At 52.7% G+C, this 17,005-nt stretch carries 17 protein-coding genes and 1 riboswitch; of the genes, 11 read left to right on the forward strand and 6 right to left on the reverse strand.

Annotated elements, in window-relative coordinates; genetic code table 11:
• Positions 1-58 precede the first annotated feature (58 nt).
• The 4 genes from EX31_RS23015 (at position 59) to cspE (ending at position 4,809) form a co-directional block, all read left to right on the forward strand.
• Entirely contained in the window at positions 59-2,158 is a 2,100-nt protein-coding gene (locus EX31_RS23015; protein ID WP_037037009.1) for a prolyl oligopeptidase family serine peptidase, read from the forward strand.
• Positions 2,159-2,349: 191 nt separating this feature from the next.
• Positions 2,350-3,480, forward strand: coding sequence for an ABC transporter substrate-binding protein (locus tag EX31_RS23020; protein WP_037037011.1), 1,131 nt, complete (start codon positions 2,350-2,352; stop codon positions 3,478-3,480).
• Positions 3,481-3,678: 198 nt separating this feature from the next.
• Complete coding sequence (locus tag EX31_RS23025; protein WP_013576515.1) at positions 3,679-4,422, forward strand: DUF2076 domain-containing protein; 744 nt, start codon at positions 3,679-3,681, stop codon at positions 4,420-4,422.
• Positions 4,423-4,599: 177 nt separating this feature from the next.
• Positions 4,600-4,809 carry a transcription antiterminator/RNA stability regulator CspE gene (gene cspE / locus EX31_RS23030; RefSeq protein WP_009636912.1) on the forward strand — a complete coding sequence of 70 codons (210 nt, stop codon included), beginning with the start codon at positions 4,600-4,602 and terminating at the stop codon, positions 4,807-4,809.
• Positions 4,810-4,874: 65 nt separating this feature from the next.
• Here cspE and EX31_RS23035 read toward each other — a convergent pair whose 3' ends face one another.
• The 3 genes from EX31_RS23035 to crcB all read right to left on the reverse strand — a co-directional run bounded on the left by EX31_RS23035 (position 4,875) and on the right by crcB (position 7,571).
• Positions 4,875-6,062, reverse strand: a complete 1,188-nt coding sequence (locus tag EX31_RS23035; RefSeq protein WP_037037013.1) for a multidrug effflux MFS transporter — start codon at positions 6,060-6,062, stop codon at positions 4,875-4,877.
• A gap of 9 nt (positions 6,063-6,071) precedes the next feature.
• Positions 6,072-6,728 carry a TetR family transcriptional regulator gene (locus EX31_RS23040; protein WP_037037015.1) on the reverse strand — a complete coding sequence of 219 codons (657 nt, stop codon included), beginning with the start codon at positions 6,726-6,728 and terminating at the stop codon, positions 6,072-6,074.
• 459 nt (positions 6,729-7,187) lie between these two features.
• Entirely contained in the window at positions 7,188-7,571 is a 384-nt protein-coding gene (gene crcB / locus EX31_RS23045; protein WP_037037017.1) for a fluoride efflux transporter CrcB, read from the reverse strand.
• Positions 7,572-7,637: 66 nt separating this feature from the next.
• Positions 7,638-7,700, reverse strand: a riboswitch (Fluoride riboswitch).
• Positions 7,701-7,783: 83 nt separating this feature from the next.
• On the opposite strand from crcB, the gene EX31_RS23050 reads away from it, so the two are divergent.
• Positions 7,784-8,206, forward strand: coding sequence for a GNAT family N-acetyltransferase (locus EX31_RS23050; RefSeq protein WP_037037019.1), 423 nt, complete (start codon positions 7,784-7,786; stop codon positions 8,204-8,206).
• Positions 8,207-8,210: 4 nt separating this feature from the next.
• On the opposite strand, the gene EX31_RS23055 is transcribed toward EX31_RS23050, so the two are convergent.
• Entirely contained in the window at positions 8,211-9,557 is a 1,347-nt protein-coding gene (locus tag EX31_RS23055) for an aminotransferase class I/II-fold pyridoxal phosphate-dependent enzyme (protein WP_037037021.1), read from the reverse strand.
• Positions 9,558-9,767: 210 nt separating this feature from the next.
• Between EX31_RS23055 and EX31_RS23060 the strand changes: the two genes are divergently transcribed.
• From EX31_RS23060 to tatE, 6 genes are all read left to right on the forward strand, one after another.
• Complete coding sequence (locus EX31_RS23060; protein WP_037037492.1) at positions 9,768-10,724, forward strand: substrate-binding domain-containing protein; 957 nt, start codon at positions 9,768-9,770, stop codon at positions 10,722-10,724.
• 46 nt (positions 10,725-10,770) lie between these two features.
• Positions 10,771-11,565: a deaminated glutathione amidase gene (locus EX31_RS23065; protein WP_037037023.1), complete on the forward strand. Its 795-nt coding sequence runs from the start codon at positions 10,771-10,773 to the stop codon at positions 11,563-11,565.
• 199 nt (positions 11,566-11,764) lie between these two features.
• Positions 11,765-12,673, forward strand: coding sequence for an ABC transporter substrate-binding protein (locus EX31_RS23070; protein ID WP_013576507.1), 909 nt, complete (start codon positions 11,765-11,767; stop codon positions 12,671-12,673).
• Positions 12,670-13,653: an amino acid ABC transporter permease gene (locus tag EX31_RS23075; RefSeq protein ID WP_013576506.1), complete on the forward strand. Its 984-nt coding sequence runs from the start codon at positions 12,670-12,672 to the stop codon at positions 13,651-13,653. Before EX31_RS23070 ends, EX31_RS23075 begins: the two co-directional genes overlap by 4 nt.
• Positions 13,650-14,447: an amino acid ABC transporter ATP-binding protein gene (locus EX31_RS23080; protein WP_013576505.1), complete on the forward strand. Its 798-nt coding sequence runs from the start codon at positions 13,650-13,652 to the stop codon at positions 14,445-14,447. The genes EX31_RS23075 and EX31_RS23080 overlap by 4 nt, the downstream gene beginning before the upstream one ends.
• Positions 14,448-14,662: 215 nt before the next feature.
• On the forward strand, positions 14,663-14,869 hold the full coding sequence (gene tatE / locus EX31_RS23085; RefSeq protein WP_013576504.1) for a twin-arginine translocase subunit TatE: 207 nt from the start codon (positions 14,663-14,665) through the stop codon (positions 14,867-14,869).
• A gap of 97 nt (positions 14,870-14,966) precedes the next feature.
• Here the strand turns inward: tatE and lipA are convergent, their stop codons facing one another.
• Both lipA and lipB read right to left on the reverse strand, forming a co-directional pair.
• Positions 14,967-15,932 (reverse strand): lipoyl synthase, encoded by a 966-nt coding sequence (gene lipA / locus EX31_RS23090; RefSeq protein ID WP_013576503.1) that lies wholly within the window; start codon positions 15,930-15,932, stop codon positions 14,967-14,969.
• A gap of 371 nt (positions 15,933-16,303) precedes the next feature.
• On the reverse strand, positions 16,304-17,002 hold the full coding sequence (gene lipB / locus EX31_RS23095) for a lipoyl(octanoyl) transferase LipB (RefSeq protein WP_037037026.1): 699 nt from the start codon (positions 17,000-17,002) through the stop codon (positions 16,304-16,306).
• Positions 17,003-17,005: the final 3 nt, after the last annotated feature.

Genomic DNA, 17,005 nt, shown 5'->3' on the forward strand with positions numbered 1-17,005 from the left:
AAAAGCGTTGATGTAAAAGCATTCAAAATGGCTGTATTGACTGAAGGAGCAGAATGACATGACAACTGACTCAGGCACTCCCCCGCAGGATGATTTCATCTGGCTCGAAGGTTTACGCAACGAAAAAGCCCTGGAATGGGCGCGTGAGCAAAATGCCATCACGCTGGCAGCGTTTACGCAGGGTAACGATTTCGAGCCGCTGCGGGAGAAAGTGCTGGAAGGCCTGAATTCGCCGGATCAAATCCCCGGTGTGTGGAAATGTGGCAACGACTGGTACAACTTCTGGCAGGACGCGAAGAACCCGAAAGGCATTTTACGCAAGACCACGCTTGATGAATTCCGTAAAGCCGAACCGCAATGGCACACCGTACTGGATATCGATGCGCTGGGTAAAGCCGAAGGGAAGGAGTGGGTGTTTCACGGTTTCTGGAATTTAAAACCGGATTTCGGGCGTGCGTTGTTAGTGCTGTCGCCAGACGGCGGTGATGCCTCTGAAGTGCGTGAGTTTGATTTAATCACTCAGGATTTTGTGCCGGACGGTTTTTATTTGCCGGTCGCGAAAAGCCGCATCAGCTGGATTGACCGCGACCATTTGTTTGTCGCCACTGATTTTGGTGAAGGCTCAATGACCGGTTCCGGTTATCCGCGCATCGTCAAAATCTGGCAGCGTGGTACACCGCTGTGCGAAGCGGTCACGGTGTTCAGCGCAGAAAAGACAGACATGATGGCGGCGGGTTATAGCGATGCCACCAAAGGGTTTGAGCGCAATTATGTGGTGCGTGTCACCGACTTCTATCACCGTGAAGTGTTCCTGCTTGATGACGACAAAAACTTAATCAAAATCGATCTGCCGGCGGATGCCAAATTCAGTAGCTGGCGCGAGTGGATCCTGATCCAGCCTTCAAGTGAATGGCAGGTGAACGGCGAAAGCTGGCCGTCCGGTTCGTTGCTGACCATGAATTTTGACGCTTTTATGGCAGGCGATCGCACGCTGAAACCTCTGTTTATGCCGGGTGCGCATTCTTCTCTCAGCGGCGTGACGGCAACCCGTGACCAGCTCAACGGCTATTCCTACACCCGTGATCATATCATCCTCAGCATCACGCGTGATGTCGTCAACCGGCTTGAAGTGCTGACGCCAAAAGACGGCGACTGGCAGCGTGAGCCGTTCGGTAAAGTGCCGGAACTGAGCAAAATCAATGCGTGGGGCGTGGATGATGAGACCAATGAATATTTCATGAGTGTCAGCGGTTTCCTGCAACCGGCCAGTTTGTCGCTCGGAAATCTGGATAGTGGCGCGGACGTGGAAGCCGAACTGCTGAAACAAGATCCGTCGCATTTTGATGCCACCCGTTATCAGGTCAGCCAGCATTTCGCGGTGTCCGACGACGGTACCCGCGTGCCGTATTTTGTCATCTCGCGCAAGGATGTGGCGTATGACGGCAGGAACCCGACGCTGCTTTATGGCTACGGTGGTTTCGAAGTCTCCCTTGAGCCGTATTATCTCGGGGTCAGCGGTGTGTCGTGGCTGGATCGCGGCGGCGTGTTTGTGGTGGCAAATATTCGTGGCGGTGGCGAATACGGGCCGGAATGGCATAAAGCGGCGCTGAAAGGAAAACGTCTGCGCGCTTACGAAGATTTCGCGTCCGTGGCGAAGGCGCTGATTGCCAGCAAGATCACCTCACCGGCCCATCTGGCGGCGCAAGGTGGCAGCAACGGCGGTTTACTGGTCGGCAATATGCTGACACGCTACCCGGAATTATTCGGGGCCATCGTGTGTGAAGTGGCGCTGCTGGATATGTACCGGTACACGCAAATCTCGGCTGGCGCTTCGTGGATTGCTGAATACGGCGACCCGCAGAAACCGGAAGAATGGGCGTTTATCCGCGAATTTTCGCCGTATCACAATATCGATCCGGCAAAAAAATATCCGCCGGTATTGTTCTCAACGGCGACCAGCGATGACCGCGTCGGGCCTGACCATGCACGTAAAATGGCCGCGAAAATGCAGGCGCTGGGTATCCCGCAGGTCTATTTTTACGAGAATACTGACGGCGGCCACAGCGCCGCGGCTGACAAAAAACAGTCCGCGTTTAAACGGGTGATGGTGAGCGAATTTCTGCTGCACTTTATTGGCCGTGACAAAGCCAGCGGCTGATATTGCCCGCGAGAGTCTGATGAAAAACGGGATGCCTCTGTGGTATCCCGTTAATATTTCGACATGTTTTAACTCCCTCTGTCCGCTTTAAAAACGTTGCCCCCTTCACCTTTCCTTGTTTATTATTTCGGCTTGTGTTGATAACAATTATCAAAATCATTTTTCATTCATTCTCATTTTCGGGTAATCGCATGTTAAAGAATACTGCTCGCGTGCTGTCTGTTGCCGGTCTGATGGCGGCCTCCTTTGCCAGTTTTGCTACCACGTATCCGCTGACGGTCACGGACATAGCCGGTCAGAAAGTCACTATCGATAAAGCGCCGCAACGGGTCATTTTGCAGGACGGGCGCGATCTTCTGGCGCTGGCGGTGCTGGATAAAGCCAATCCTTTTCAGCATGTGGTGGCCTGGAATAACCTGCTGAAGAAAACTGACAGCGGCACCTGGGAGATGCTGAAAAGCAAATGGCCTGAATCGGCGAAAATCCTCGATATGGGATTCAGCGACAAAGGGCAGGTTGATCTGGAAACGGTGATCGCTAAAAAACCGGATCTGATGATTGCGCAGATGCGGGCGAAAGATTCACTGGCGCAGGCCGGGGTGCTGGATAAACTCGCCGCGCTGCACATCCCTGTACTGTTTGTCGATTACGAGCTGGATCCGGCAAAAAACACCGCGCCAAGTATTGATCTGCTCGGCAAAGTGATGAATCAGGAGGATAACGCCCGCGCCTACACCACGTTCTATAACCAGCATTTCCAGGCTATTCAGAAAGCCGCAGAGGCGATTAAAACCAGGCCGAATGTGTTTATCGAGCCAATTGCCGGTCGCGACGACTCCTGCTGTTTCACACACGGTAATGCGGGATGGGGAAAACTGATCCAGGCGGTAGATGCCAATAACATCGGTTCCAGCCTCCTGCCGGGCGCATCAGGCACCGTTTCTCTGGAACAGGTGATCAGCATGAAGCCGGACGTTTACATCATGACCGGTTCGGCACGTCCGAAAAGTGGCTCTGTGACGCATATTCTGCCGTTTGGCTACGGTGCGGATGAAGCGGATGTGGATAAAGAAGCCAAAGTGTTGCTTTCACGCACCGGCGTGGCGCAAATCCCTGCGGTGAATGCGGGCCACGTTTACGGTATTTATCACCAGTTCTATAACCATCCGTATAACATTGTCGGGATGGAATATCTGGCGAAGTTTATTTATCCGCAACAGTTTAAAGATCTGGACCCGGCGAAGACTTACCACGACATCGTGCGTAACTATACCAACCTGCCGGATCAGGATTTCATCCTTGGCTGGACACCGAAAAAGTAAGTGCTGATATTTCCCCCGCCTGTGGCCCCGCAGGCGGTTTTTCAATCCCTCTGCGCGCTTTCTGCACTAACTTTACCTCCGTCACATTTGTTGACACTCCGTTAATTTATACAAAAAACTAACTGTATTACTGTATCTGAATAACGCCGACCGGCGTCGCTCCTCTGACGCAGTACGACATATCAACAAGGTGAATTTATGCAATCTGAAGAACAGCGTTTAATTGACGGGCTTTTTAGTCGCTTACAACAGGCTGAGTCCAACACGGCACCGCGTGATGCGGAAGCTGAACGTGTGATTCAGGCCCATATTCGTCAGCAGCCATCTGCCCCGTATTACATGGCGCAGGCAATGATTATTCAGGAAGCGGCGCTGACCAAACTGAATGCGCAGGTACAAGAATTGCAACAGCAGGTTCAGCAGTTGCAACAACAGGCGCAGACGGCCAAACCGCAAAGCACCGGTTTTCTGGCTGGCTTGTTTGGCGGTGGCACGTCTCAGCCTGAACCGCAACGCCAGGCGTCGCAGGGCAGCCAGCCCATTCCCGGTACACAAGGCTGGGGAAGTCAGCCTCAGCAACAGCAATATGCCCAACAGCCGCAACAGCAGGCACCGGCACAAGCTGCACCCCAGCAGCCGGGTTTTCTGGGCAGTGCATTGCGCACGGCGGCGGGCGTCGCGGGTGGGGTGGTGCTGGCGGATATGCTGACCGGCATGTTCCATCACAGCCAGCCGCAGGAAATCGTCAATATCATCGAAGAACCGCCAGTGCAGGATCTCAATCCTGCTGACAGCAGCTTCCTCGATAACAGTCAGGGTTTCGACAGCAATCAGCCGTCATGGGAAGATGCGTCGCTGCGTAATGACAATTCGGATTTGGGTTTCGGAAATGATGATTTCAACACTGATGATTTCAACAATGATGATGACTCATTCTTCTAACCGGTTGATGTCATAAGGCTATTAAGGGGCTTTTTGGCAGCAGAAAAAAGCAGCAGAAGGTGAAGAGTGAGAGGTTTATCGCTTATTGCCATCAGAATTCTGGACAAAAGCCAAATCTGTTGCTGTACTGTGTTTGACACACATTTTGTGTCCAACATTCACGTAAAGGTAAGTTTGATGTCTAAGATTAAAGGTAGCGTTAAGTGGTTCAATGAATCTAAAGGTTTTGGTTTCATTACCCCTGAAGATGGCAGCAAAGATGTTTTCGTTCATTTCTCTGCTATTTCCAGCAACGGTTTCAAAACCCTTGCTGAAGGCCAACGCGTAGAGTTCGAAATCACCAATGGTGCCAAAGGCCCGTCGGCTGCTAACGTTATCGCTATCTGACTTTAGCCGATTTATTGAAAAACCCGCCGAAGCGGGTTTTTTTTTGCCTGTCGTTCGCCAGAACCTTATGCCGGTTTACGCACCAGCGTCACGAACATCAGGATAGCAATCGCGTAGCAGCCGAGAATAGTCAGCCCCATCGACAACGCCGGATGGCTGCCGAAACCCGTTACCGGTACGGCAACCGCCCCGAGCGCAAACATACACACGCCCAGCAGGGCAGACGCGCTGCCTGCATTTTTCCCCTGACTTTGCATCGCCAGCGAGCCAGCATTCGGGCTGATAATCCCGATCACCATCACCGAGAAGAACAGCGGCACCAGTAACATCACGAGTGGCGCATTCAGGCTGGCGGAAATCACCAGCGCCACCGAGGCCACTGCGGCGATGCACAAACCGGCCTTGACCAGCGCCATTTCGCCGAAGCGGCGGCTCAGACGGGTAGACACCTGTGCGGAAATCACCAGGCCGATGCCGTTAATCGCAAAGCACAGGCTGAACATCTGCGGGCTGAGATGGTAAATCTGTTGCAGCACAAAAGGTGACGCGCCGATATACGCGAACATCCCGGCCATAATAAAGCCCTGTGTCAGGCACAGCCCCATAAACGGACGATGTTTCAGCAGGCTGAATACCGAGCCCAGCATGCTGAAAATACCGCCCCCTGAACGGCGTTCGGGCGTTAAGGTTTCATGCAGTTTTAGCGAGGAGAAGCTGAACAGTAAGATGGCAATAAACGCCAGTACGCCGAATATTCCCCGCCAGTTAACCCAGTGCAGCATTGCGCCGCCCAGTACCGGGGCGATGATCGGTGCCAGCCCGTTCACCAGCATCAGCAACGCAAAAAACCGTGTCAGTTCGTGCCCGTTATACAAATCCCTTGCCACCGCGCGTGACAATACCGCGCCACCGGCACCGGCGATCCCTTGCAACAGACGGGCGACAATCAACTGACTGATGTCCTGTGCCACCGCACACCAGACCGAGGCAGCCAGCAATAACGCCAGTGACCATAACAGCGGGCGCATACGGCCATAGCGGTCGCTCAGCGGGCCGAACAGTAACTGGCCGAAACCGAGGCCGAGTAAACCGGCGGTCAGGCTTAACTGCGCGCTGGCGGTGGACGTATTCAGGTCGCCAGCCATCTCCGGCAATGCCGGTAAATATAAATCCGTACATAACGGCCCGAGTGCGGCAAGCGAGCCGAGAACAAGGGCGTAACCGAGGCGTTTTTCGTGCAGGTGAGCGCTCATGGTAAAAGTTTATTCCAGTTTGCTGGTGGTTAAATCCGTTTCGAAGAGGCTCCGGAAGTAGCGATGGTATAAGGCTTCCAGAATCTCAGCGTCGGCGTGAACAGTCGTCATGCGACGAAAAGCCGTGCCTTCGCAAATCACCGCTAATGATTCGACTTTTGCGGTCATTTCAGCATCGGAAAATTGCGGGAAGGTGGCACTGAGGAGCGTTTTTGCTTCGTTAAAAAGCTGTTTTTCGGAGTCACGCCAGATTTTTTCCACGATCGGATTACGGGTCGCTTCTGCGGCGACTTCCAGCATCAGCGCGTGGTCAATTTCGGCCTGCTCTTTTTGTTCGATGCACTGATCTTCTTTATACGGCGCGCTTAAATTGCCAATCCGACGGTGCGCCAGATTATGAGCCACCTGCTGCAAATTATGCGCGTTGCCGGTCATCAGCCTGATTTTTTTCATCACTATTCGCCGCACGATATCTTCGATGATCGCATCTTTATTGGCGAAGTAGCGGTATATCTGCCCCACACTGAGCTGTGAAGTTTTAGCGATTTCAGCCATACCAGCACCGTGGAAACCATGCTTGCGAAAACACAGGCGGGCGGCGGCAATAATCTGGTCGCGTCGGGCGCTGATGCGCGCATCTTTACTGCATTGTTGTGGGTGAAGCATGAGATACCCGGTAATGTGACTGATGTAGGTTGCGAACGATCATTCTCAAGTATAGGCAATAAGGACGAACAGGTAAATATTTGTATTATGAATGAAATAAAAAGTGGCGTTTCGTTTCAGCGCAATTAAGCGTGATGCACAAAGGCAAACGGCGCAATCCAGAGGAATGCGCCGTTTACGGGAAAGGGGGGCTGCGGGTCAGGCGGGGCTGTTAAGCAAAGTATGCCTGTAAAAAAGCCACAACTGTCAGAACACAGAGGGCAACAATCAGGAATTCAGAAGACGTTTTTGGCACAGAAAACATGTCATACCTCAAAGATAAACCAGAGTGAACTGACGCTATTATCTGCAGATAAGATGAAGGAAACATTAAGATACGGCGGGAGGAGGTGAACCTGCGTCACAGATTTATCACAGCGATGCCTTTTGTCATTAAAAAGGCATCGCCGGAGGATAGGATCAGTGTGCGCTGAACCAGCTGACCAGCATAAACGCCAGTAATGTCATGGCCAGTGAGCCGGCCAGATTCAGCGCCATGTTTAGCAGGGCGGCGCCAAAGCGACCATCCTGTAGCATGTAAACCACCTCCAGAGAGAAGGTGGAGAAGGTTGTCAGGCCACCGCAGAAGCCGGTGGTGATCAGCAGCTTCCATACCGGGTCGATATGGGTCAGGCGGGTGAAAATCGCGATGCCCAGGCCAATGATAAAGGCGCCGACCAGATTCACGGTCAGGGTGCCGGCGGGCAGTAGCGGACTCATTCCGTTCATTTTGAGACTGACATACCAGCGCACAACGCTGCCAATACCACCGCCAATAAAGACTGCAAGTAAGGTGCTAAACATAGTGATACCTTAAAAAATAGATGAAATTCAGAAAGGCCCGGGCATGACGCTACGAACCTCTCGCGAGATTGCGCAGACATCATCAGCCGGTAAAGGCGGTTTGGGAGGAATGTCATCTCCACAGTGCAAAGTAATGCAGGCGCTCAGTTTACATTGTGTGATGGCGCTTGTGTAGACGCGTTTCGGAAACAGTTTGTGAAAAGGAAAAGGCGATGTTAATCAGAGAAGGTACCGTGCAGGATGCGCCAGTTCTGGCGCAATTGCTGGGGGATTTGGATTATCCCAACAGGTCTGAAGCGATAGCAGAACGTGTGGCAAAAATGGCCGTGAACCCGGACAGCCGCCTGTTAGTGGCCGAAACAGAAGGTCAGGCTGTCGGGTTTATTTCGTTGCATTTCATTCCGCAAATTGCGCTGGCTGGCGAATTTTGCCGTATCAGTTATTTGTGCGTCAGCGATCACGCGCGTGGCAGCGGTATTGGCCAGAAATTGCTGGATGAGGCCGAACGTCTGGCAGCGGACCGGGGGTGTGACCGGATGGAAGTTCACAGCCATACCCGCCGTGTACGCGCCCACACTTTTTATGCGCGTGCGCAGTACGAGGAATCGCCAAAGTATCTGCTGAAAAAACTCTGAATGATCAGACATCCAGCGCCAGCACGATAGCGTCGGCGATCAGATCAACCTGCTCCGGTTTCATCTGACTGGTGCTGATACGGATAAATTGCCCCGGCCCGATGCGGCTGCGCTCGCCGGGCAGAACCGCAATACCGCGCGCGGCCATCGTTACCAGCGCGAACTGTTCCGATGGCACGGGGATCCACATCGCCAGTCCGTCGCGGTCGGGGATATTCACGCCGCGAATGCGCAACGCATCGGACATGGCTTTGCGTCGCTCCGCATACACTTTTTTAGCCTGCGTAATCCCTTGCTGCGTTTTCGGATCGTTAATCAGCCACGCCAGCGCTTCCTGCAAAATACGGCTCGACCAGCCGGCACCAAAGTTACGGAATGATTTGATTTGTTTGATTAAATCCACCGATCCCGAAATCACCGCCAGCCGCAAATCCGGGCCGTACGCTTTGGAATAAGAACGGACATGCACCGTGCGGTCCGGCAGTTTGCTGCCCATACTCAGCGGCGCGTAACGTGACAACTGTCCGATCCCGTCATCTTCAATAATCAGTGTGTTACTTTGGCTGAGAATGTTGGCCAGCGCAGCATAACGTTCTGCGTTAATCGCATGGCCACAATGCGAATGGGTACGTGGCTGAAAAATAAAGGCTGAAGGATTTTTCAGCAGTGCCTGACTGAGTGATTCCGGCGTGGGGCCGAATTCGTCGCACTTCACCGGAATGACCTGCGCACCGAGATTGTCCAGCATATCCAGCAGGCGTGTGGCAGTCGGGTCTTCAATTGCCACCACCGAACCCTGCATCAGCAGGGTTTGCAGCGTCAGGTTCATGCCGTCAAATCCACCATCCGCCGCCATAAAAGCGGGGGCGTCATAAGGCCAGTCCTGGCGTGCGGCCTCAAGCAGCGACGGCGCGATAGCCTCACGCTGATAACTGTTCAGATTGTCTGCGCCAACACCGCGCTGCATGGCTTCGTGCAAGTCAGGCAACAGTGCCGGATCCGGCGATGACAGCGCCAGATCCGCAATAATATGCTCACCAAAATTGCCGATTTTCTCGAAGCGTGCAGGTCGTGGAGACAGCATGTCGCCGCACACCCAGACACCGTTTCGCCCCCGTCCGGCGATCACTTTCTGACGTCGCAACTGACCCCAGGCGGCTGAAACCGTGGCCGGACTGACGCCCAGCGCCTGCGCGAGTTCACGCACGGCGGGAAGATGCGTACCAATCTCGATCACACCGGATCGGATCATCGCTGCGGTTTCAATCGCAATGCCCCGCATGGAACGATCCTGTAATTGCGTCGCTAACCATTCTGCATCCAGCGTTTTTTCGAGAGAGTTTTCTGTCATTTTTTTGCCTTTTGTTCAGTAACAAAGATTCTATTGTACATATTAATTTATGCCATTAGTATCAAACTTAGCCAACGCAGGCGATAAAATAATCATCTTGCCGTGAAGATGATGGCCTTAGTAAAAGAATTTGGTGTGTTTTCGGGCAGGTTTGTAAACGCACAGTTGTTTTTCTGCATATTAACCATGCTGACACTTAAGGGGAAAGATGTGACGATTACCATCAGGCTGGCGGTTCGTGACTGGGATTATTTTACGCCGCTGGCATTAGGCGATCTTAAACCGGAAGGGTTTAATCTTGAGATAGACCGCGTGGGCACTTTGGTTGATAACCTGGGGACCAGCGATAAATACGATGCGGGTGAAGTGTCTTTCAGCCGTTATGCACAAGGGCGTGCGCGGGGCGAATCTGATTTACTGGCGATACCGCATTTTCTGATGCGCGGCTTCCGTCAGCGCTGCATCATCACCCGTGAAGACAGCCCGCTGACCGAACTTTATCAACTGGCCGGTAAACGTATTGGCCTGACCGGCTGGCAGGATTCCGGCAATACCTGGACCCGCACGTTGCTGGCACTTGAAGGTGTGGGCATTGAAGATGCGAACTGGTATGTCGGCCGCCTGACCGAAGCGCACCCGATTGTTGACCGTCTGGCCGGTTTTGGCCGCGAAGGGCGCATCGAAGCCGTGCCGGAAGAACGTCCTATGATGGAGTTGTTACAGGAAGGCTGGCTGGATGCGGTATTTACACCCTTTATGCCTGAGGGATTCTTCAAACCTGATTCCGGTTTCCGTCAGTTCCAGCCGGATTTTCGTGCCGCCGAACTGGCCTATTTCAACCGCGTCGGGTACATCCCGGGCATCCACCTGCTGGCAATCAAACCTGCGCTGGCCGAGGAGCATCCGTGGTTACCGCAGGCGCTGAGCGAAATCATCGATCGCTCTTATGAAGTCTGGATGGATAAGCGCGCGAAATATGCCGATACCACGCCTTGGTTGCTGGATGATTTACGTCGCACTGTGGTCGATTTACCTGCGGACTGGAATGCAACCGGTTACGCCGCCAATGAAAAGATGATCGACGATTTTGCGCAGGAATTACATGCCCAGGGGCTGACTGCCAGGCGCCTGACGCCGGGAGATTTGTTCCCGAACTTTGCTCAGTAACACTTAACCGATCGCTTTCACAAATAAGCGACGGGGGGAGTCAAAAATGAAAGTTGCATTAGGTCAGTTTGCGGTTTCCCGTGAATGGGAAGCTAACGTCGAAACCTGTCTTTCGCTGATGACGAAATCTGTCGAAGCGGGCGTGGATTTGCTGGTGCTGCCGGAAGGCATTCTGGCGCGTGACATTACCGATCCGGATTTGGTTTTAAAAGCAGCACAACCTCTGGATGGTCCGTTTGTCAGTCAGTTGCTTGCGGCCAGCCGTGGCAATCAGATGACCACCATGATGAGCGTGCATACGCCTGCACCGGATGGTCGTGCATATAACGTGCTGATTTCAATCCGTAATGGCGAGATTATTTCTGAATATCAAAAGTTGCATCTTTATGATGCGTTCTCCTCTCAGGAATCAAAAAATGTCACGGCGGGTGACGAAGTACCGCCGCTGGTGAATGTCGCCGGGTTTAACGTCGGCCTGATGACCTGTTATGACGTGCGGTTCCCGGAACTGGCGCGGCGTCTGGTGCTCGACGGTGCCGATGTACTGGTGCTGCCTGCCGCGTGGGTGAAAGGCCCGCTGAAAGAAATGCATTGGGAAGTGCTGGTCACGGCACGCGCACTGGAAAACACCACCTATATGGTGGCCGTCGGTGAATGTGGCGAGCGCAATATCGGCAACAGTATGGTGGTCGATCCGCTGGGTGTGGCTATCGCCCGCGCAGCCGAGGCCCCGGCACTGGTGTTTGCCGAGCTGGATAAAGATCGTCTGGCGCATGCAAGAAAAGTGTTACCGGTGCTGGCAAACCGTCGTTTTGGTTTACCGCAACTGCGTAACGACTGAGTCTGTGCGCGGCCGGTCCTCAACGGCTGCCTCAGCGCTCATGCAGTACCGCGCCCTCACCAGGGGATGCGTTTGTTTTTTCTATAGATAAACAGCCATAAAAAGAAAAACCCGGAAAGTTGCCACGGAAGGTAATCACTATAAAACCACAACATTCATAAACTCACAGACCGACTTTTTACACAGAGGAAACAAGAGAATGATGGCAAAACAACTTCGTCAGATTGCTGTACTGACCGCTGCATTACTTTCCGTATCTTCCATAAATGCCTTTGCTGCTGAAAACGTGACAATCCCGACTCAGACGATGGATCCGGCGATCCATGCAAAATTACCTGCGGATATTCAGAAGTCAGGTGTGATGACCTCTGTGAATAACGGCTCTTTCCCTCCGTATGAAATCGTGACCAGCGCCAACGGTCTGGATGGCGCGAGTGCGGATCTGGCGCACGCGCTGGCACAAGTCATGGGTGTAAAAATAGAGCATGCTTCCGTGAGCGGCTTATCCGGCATCCTCAGCGGCATGGCCGCAGGGCGCTACCAGATGGGCATCGGCCCGATCGGCGATTATCCCGATCGTCAGGCGAAAAATGATTTCATCGATTTCGTCAAAGAATATGTCGTCTTCGGGGTGCGCAAAGGTAACCCGGAAAACATCAATTCCCTTGATGATACCTGCGGTAAACGCATTGCCGTGATGGCGGGGGGATCGGCTGAACAGGTTATCCGTAAGCAGTCTGATGTGTGTGTCAAAGACGGCAAACCGGCCGTGACTGTACAGTCATTTGCCGATCAGCCTACGTCGATTCTGGCGGTTCGTTCTAACCGTTCCGACGCGTTCTTCTCTTCTCAGGCACCGCTGACCTATTTTGTGGAAAAAGCCAACGGTCAGCTTGAACTGACCGGCACCGGCAAATCCAACGGCTTTGGCGATATCTTCCAGGGGACGGTCGTCGCCAAAGACTCACCGGTTCGTGACGCGATCCTCGCCGGTTATCAGAAACTGTTCGACAACGGCACGTACGCCATCATCATGAAAAAATGGGGGCTGGAAGGCAATATGATTTCAGCACCGGGCATTAACCTGGCAAAGGCGCAGTCTAAATGACGGATAAATCGTATAGTTCAACGCCGGCAGTCAAGGACGACTATACGCAGGATCCGCGACGTAACGTTGAGTTTTCCCACGCACCGCGTAACTACGGCCGCTGGATTGCCTGGATAGTGGTGTTGCTGATTGCCGCTGATGTGGTTTGGGCCGTTTCGCACAACCCGAACTTCGAATGGCATGTGGTGGCGCAGTGGTTCACGGAAGGGTCGGTGATCAAAGGTCTGGGCGTCACGCTCGGCCTTACCGTGGTATCGATGCTGCTCGGTGTGTTCATCGGGCTGATGCTGGCGATTGCCCGTTTGTCTGACAGCCTGTTGCTGAGAAGATTAGCAGGGCTGTATATCTGGTTCTTCCGCGGTACGCCGCTGCTGGTACAGTTATTGTTCTGGTACAACATGTCGACGCTGTTCCCGCGCGTGGTACTCGGCGTCCCGTTTGGCCCGGAGTACATGAGCTGGAATACCAATGATCTGATCACGCCGTTGACCGCGGCCATTGCCGGTCTGGCGCTGAATGAAGCGGCATATATGGCAGAAATCATTCGGGCAGGCTTGCTGTCAGTCGATAACGGCCAGGCGGAAACCGCGCAGGCATTTGGCATGAGTCGTGGCCGCGCGCTGCGCCGGATCATCATTCCGCAGGCCATGCGTTCGATTATTCCGCCGACCGGTAACCAGCTGATCAGCATGATTAAAGCGACGTCGCTGGTCAGCGTTATCGCGATGGGCGATTTGCTGTACTCCGTGCAAACGGTCTACAACCGGACCTTTGAAGTGGTGCCTATGCTGATGGTGGCGGTGATCTGGTATCTGTTTATCACGTCATTGCTCAATCTCGGACAGTCTGCGATTGAACGCTATTATTCCCGCGGTACACGCCGGACGTTGCCAAATGCCAAACGGCGTCAGAGCAATGCGGAAGAAAAAACCGCGCCGATCATCAATTCACCGGGCATGGCCCAAAAGGAGGACTTATGAGTCAATTGCCCGCTGACGTACAGTCATCCGGACAAGCATCACTGGTGGTCGCCCGTAATGTGCATAAAAGTTATGGCGATAACGAAGTGCTGAAGGGGATTGATCTTGATGTGAAACCCAGCGAAGTGGTGGTGATCCTCGGGCCGTCGGGTTCAGGTAAATCGACATTCTTGCGCTGTATAAATCATCTGGAAGATATTGATCGCGGTTCCATTATGGTCGGTGGCGAGCAAATCGGTTATGAACTGCGCGGTGACCGTCTGCATAAACTGCCCGAACGGGCGATTGCGCGACAGCGCCGGGATATCGGCATGGTATTCCAGCAATTCAATCTTTATCCGCATATGACCGTATTGCAAAATATCATTGAAGCACCGGTTGGTGTGCATAAAGAAAGCCGTCATGAAGCGGAGAAATATGCGCGCGAGTTGCTGCAAAAAGTCGGCCTGAGTGATAAAGCGAATGCCTACCCGCGTCATCTTTCCGGTGGTCAGCAACAGCGCGTTGCTATCGCCCGTGCGCTGGCGGTGAAACCTAAACTGATGCTGTTCGATGAGCCAACGTCCGCCCTCGACCCTGAACTGGTGGGCGAAGTGCTGGCTACCATGCGGGATCTGGCAAAGCAGGGACTGACGATGATTGTGGTGACGCATGAAATCGGTTTTGCGAAAGAGGCTGCAGATCGCGTGGTGTTTATGGATCGCGGCGTTGTCGTTGAGCAGGGGGCAGCGGATGATGTTCTGGTCAATCCGAAACATCAGCGGACACAGGCGTTCCTGAGCCGCTTTATCTGATCCGAAATCAAGTTTGCAGGTGGTTTGCTGTAAATAAAGACAGAAGTCCTTTATGGGCGTGCTGTTCACGCTCATAATAACTCACTCTGGTCACAATGCGCACAGTTCCGGATCCGTTCTGTTACATTTTCGGGTTGTATTAACGTCGCGAATGGCCGTTAATAACGGCAAATTGTCACTGCTGTTTTCCAGCACTCAGTGTAAAGAAGGTATGTATGGAAGGTTTAAGTATTACTAAATTGTTGGTGGTCGGCGTGCTGATCGTTCTGTTGTTCGGTACCAGCAAACTGCGTTCTCTGGGCGGTGACCTGGGCGCGGCACTGCGTGGCTTTAAGAAAGCCATGAACGATGATCCGGCTCCCGCTTCTGCTGAAAAAACCGCAGAAGAAAAGCCAGCTCAACGTGTTGAGCACAAAGACTGAGTTTTCGGAACGCCAGTCTCCGGCCTCTTAGCAAACGAAAAAGGTTGTTCTTGCGAACAACCTTTTTGTCTTTCTTAAGCGAAAAAGTAACGAGATATTACTTAACTTCTAACCCTTTGGCTTGCAGGTCGGCGTGATAAGAAGAACGCACGAACGGACCGCAGGCTGCATGGGTGAAGCCCATTTCCATCGCTGCTTCTTTCATCTGATCAAACTCTTCAGGGCTCACATAACGCTGCACCGGAAGATGGTGACGGCTTGGCTGTAAATACTGGCCGAGTGTCAGCATCGTTACGCCATGACGACGCAGATCGCGCATCACTTCGATGATTTCTTCGTTTGTTTCGCCCAGACCCACCATCAGACCTGATTTGGTTGGAATTTCCGGATGCGCTTCTTTAAAACGTTGCAGCAGCGTCAGCGACCACTCGTAGTTAGCACCCGGACGAACCTGGCGGTAAACACGCGGCACGTTTTCCAGATTGTGGTTAAACACGTCCGGCGGGCTGGCGTTAAGAATTTCCAGCGCACGATCCATACGTCCACGGAAATCTGGTACCAGCGTTTCGATTTTGATGGTCGGGTTTTTTGCACGGATAGCCGTAATACAATCCGCAAAATGCTGAGCACCGCCGTCGCGCAAGTCATCCCGGTCAACGGAGGTGATCACGACATAACGCAGACCCATATCAGAAATAGTCTGTGCCAGTTTTTCCGGCTCGTTGGTATCAGGTGCGGTTGGACGACCATGTGCCACATCGCAGAACGGGCAGCGACGGGTACAAATGGCGCCGAGGATCATGAACGTTGCGGTACCGTGGTTGAAGCACTCGGAAAGGTTAGGGCAGGCCGCCTCTTCACAAACGGAATGCAGGCCATTCTTACGCAGTGCTGATTTAATGCCCTGAATTTTTGTTGAGTCGGCAGGCAGTTTGATTTTCATCCATGCCGGCTTACGTAACATTTCCTGCCGGTCACTGACCACGGTTTTCACCGGAATTAACGCCATCTTATCTGCATCGCGGTATTTGACGCCGCGTTCCATCTGAATCGGTTTACTCATAATCTTGCAGCTTCCAGGTTTGTCACTCGTTATCCGAGTTTTTTCAGGACATTCAATGAACTGGCTGATTCATCAAAAAAAGTAGAAATAATGCGGAAATTATATCATTGAAGCATCCCTTCGTTCAGCCCTTCGTCATGACCGGAAGTGCTAAATGCTGCAATTTTTTAACCTTAAACAGGAAGGGTTATCAAAAAATGAGTCATTAATTGAATGTAATATTTTGAAAATACTGATTATTTTAGCGGTTCACTGAGGGATCTGATGGGGTGTTAATGGTGTGTAAATATTTTCTCGCGCTCCCGATAAATGACAAAAACACGAGGTACGCGAGAAAAGATCAATACAGCCGTATCAACTCTGCCCAAAAATCACGGCGGAGAAGGGGCGTAATGTTCTATCTGCCAGGGCAGATAATCAACCTGCTGATAATCAAGGCGATGGTTGAAGGATTTCACCAGAACAGGCATGACCTGATCGACTGTTAATCCCGGCTTTTCCAGACTGGCCTGCGTCATTTCAAGGCCAGCATAACCACAGGGGTTGATGCGGTGGAAAGGCTCCAGATCCATATCAATATTTAATGCCAGGCCGTGTAACGAACAACCTTTGCGGATGCGCAAACCAAGCGAACAAATCTTTTTGCCATCGACATACACGCCCGGCGCGTCGGCACGCGGATAAGCGTCGATAGAGAAGTGTGCCAGCGTATCCACCACCGTTTGCTCAATGGCCGTCACCAGTTGACGGACACCGAGCTTTTTTCGTTTTAAATCCACCATCACGTACATTACCTGCTGACCGGGACCGTGATACGTCACCTGACCACCGCGATCGCTCTGGATAACCGGAATATCACCGGGCATCAGAACATGTTCAGCTTTGCCTGCCTGACCCTGCGTAAAGACACGGTGATGCTGAACCAGCCAGATTTCATCAAGCGAGTCGGCATTTCGGTGCTCAGTAAAATGGTGCATGGCCAGAGAAACCGGTTCATAGGGCTGAAGACCAAGCTGGCGCAGTACGATACGTTCTTGCGGATTTTGTGATTGCACGGCAGTTATCGTCATTGA

It is taken from the genome of Rahnella sp. WP5 (genome assembly GCF_000745615.1).
Classification (GTDB): domain Bacteria; phylum Pseudomonadota; class Gammaproteobacteria; order Enterobacterales; family Enterobacteriaceae; genus Rahnella; species Rahnella aceris.

Coding starts and splice junctions, on each gene's coding strand:
- EX31_RS23015 (WP_037037009.1), top strand. CDS start 59: ATGACAACTGACTCAGGCACTCCCCCGCAGGATGATTTCATCTGGCTC.
- EX31_RS23020 (WP_037037011.1), top strand. CDS start 2,350: ATGTTAAAGAATACTGCTCGCGTGCTGTCTGTTGCCGGTCTGATGGCG.
- EX31_RS23025 (WP_013576515.1), top strand. CDS start 3,679: ATGCAATCTGAAGAACAGCGTTTAATTGACGGGCTTTTTAGTCGCTTA.
- cspE (WP_009636912.1), top strand. CDS start 4,600: ATGTCTAAGATTAAAGGTAGCGTTAAGTGGTTCAATGAATCTAAAGGT.
- EX31_RS23035 (WP_037037013.1), bottom strand. CDS start 6,062: ATGAGCGCTCACCTGCACGAAAAACGCCTCGGTTACGCCCTTGTTCTC.
- EX31_RS23040 (WP_037037015.1), bottom strand. CDS start 6,728: ATGCTTCACCCACAACAATGCAGTAAAGATGCGCGCATCAGCGCCCGA.
- crcB (WP_037037017.1), bottom strand. CDS start 7,571: ATGTTTAGCACCTTACTTGCAGTCTTTATTGGCGGTGGTATTGGCAGC.
- EX31_RS23050 (WP_037037019.1), top strand. CDS start 7,784: ATGTTAATCAGAGAAGGTACCGTGCAGGATGCGCCAGTTCTGGCGCAA.
- EX31_RS23055 (WP_037037021.1), bottom strand. CDS start 9,557: ATGACAGAAAACTCTCTCGAAAAAACGCTGGATGCAGAATGGTTAGCG.
- EX31_RS23065 (WP_037037023.1), top strand. CDS start 10,771: ATGAAAGTTGCATTAGGTCAGTTTGCGGTTTCCCGTGAATGGGAAGCT.
- EX31_RS23070 (WP_013576507.1), top strand. CDS start 11,765: ATGATGGCAAAACAACTTCGTCAGATTGCTGTACTGACCGCTGCATTA.
- EX31_RS23075 (WP_013576506.1), top strand. CDS start 12,670: ATGACGGATAAATCGTATAGTTCAACGCCGGCAGTCAAGGACGACTAT.
- EX31_RS23080 (WP_013576505.1), top strand. CDS start 13,650: ATGAGTCAATTGCCCGCTGACGTACAGTCATCCGGACAAGCATCACTG.
- tatE (WP_013576504.1), top strand. CDS start 14,663: ATGGAAGGTTTAAGTATTACTAAATTGTTGGTGGTCGGCGTGCTGATC.
- lipA (WP_013576503.1), bottom strand. CDS start 15,932: ATGAGTAAACCGATTCAGATGGAACGCGGCGTCAAATACCGCGATGCA.
- lipB (WP_037037026.1), bottom strand. CDS start 17,002: ATGACGATAACTGCCGTGCAATCACAAAATCCGCAAGAACGTATCGTA.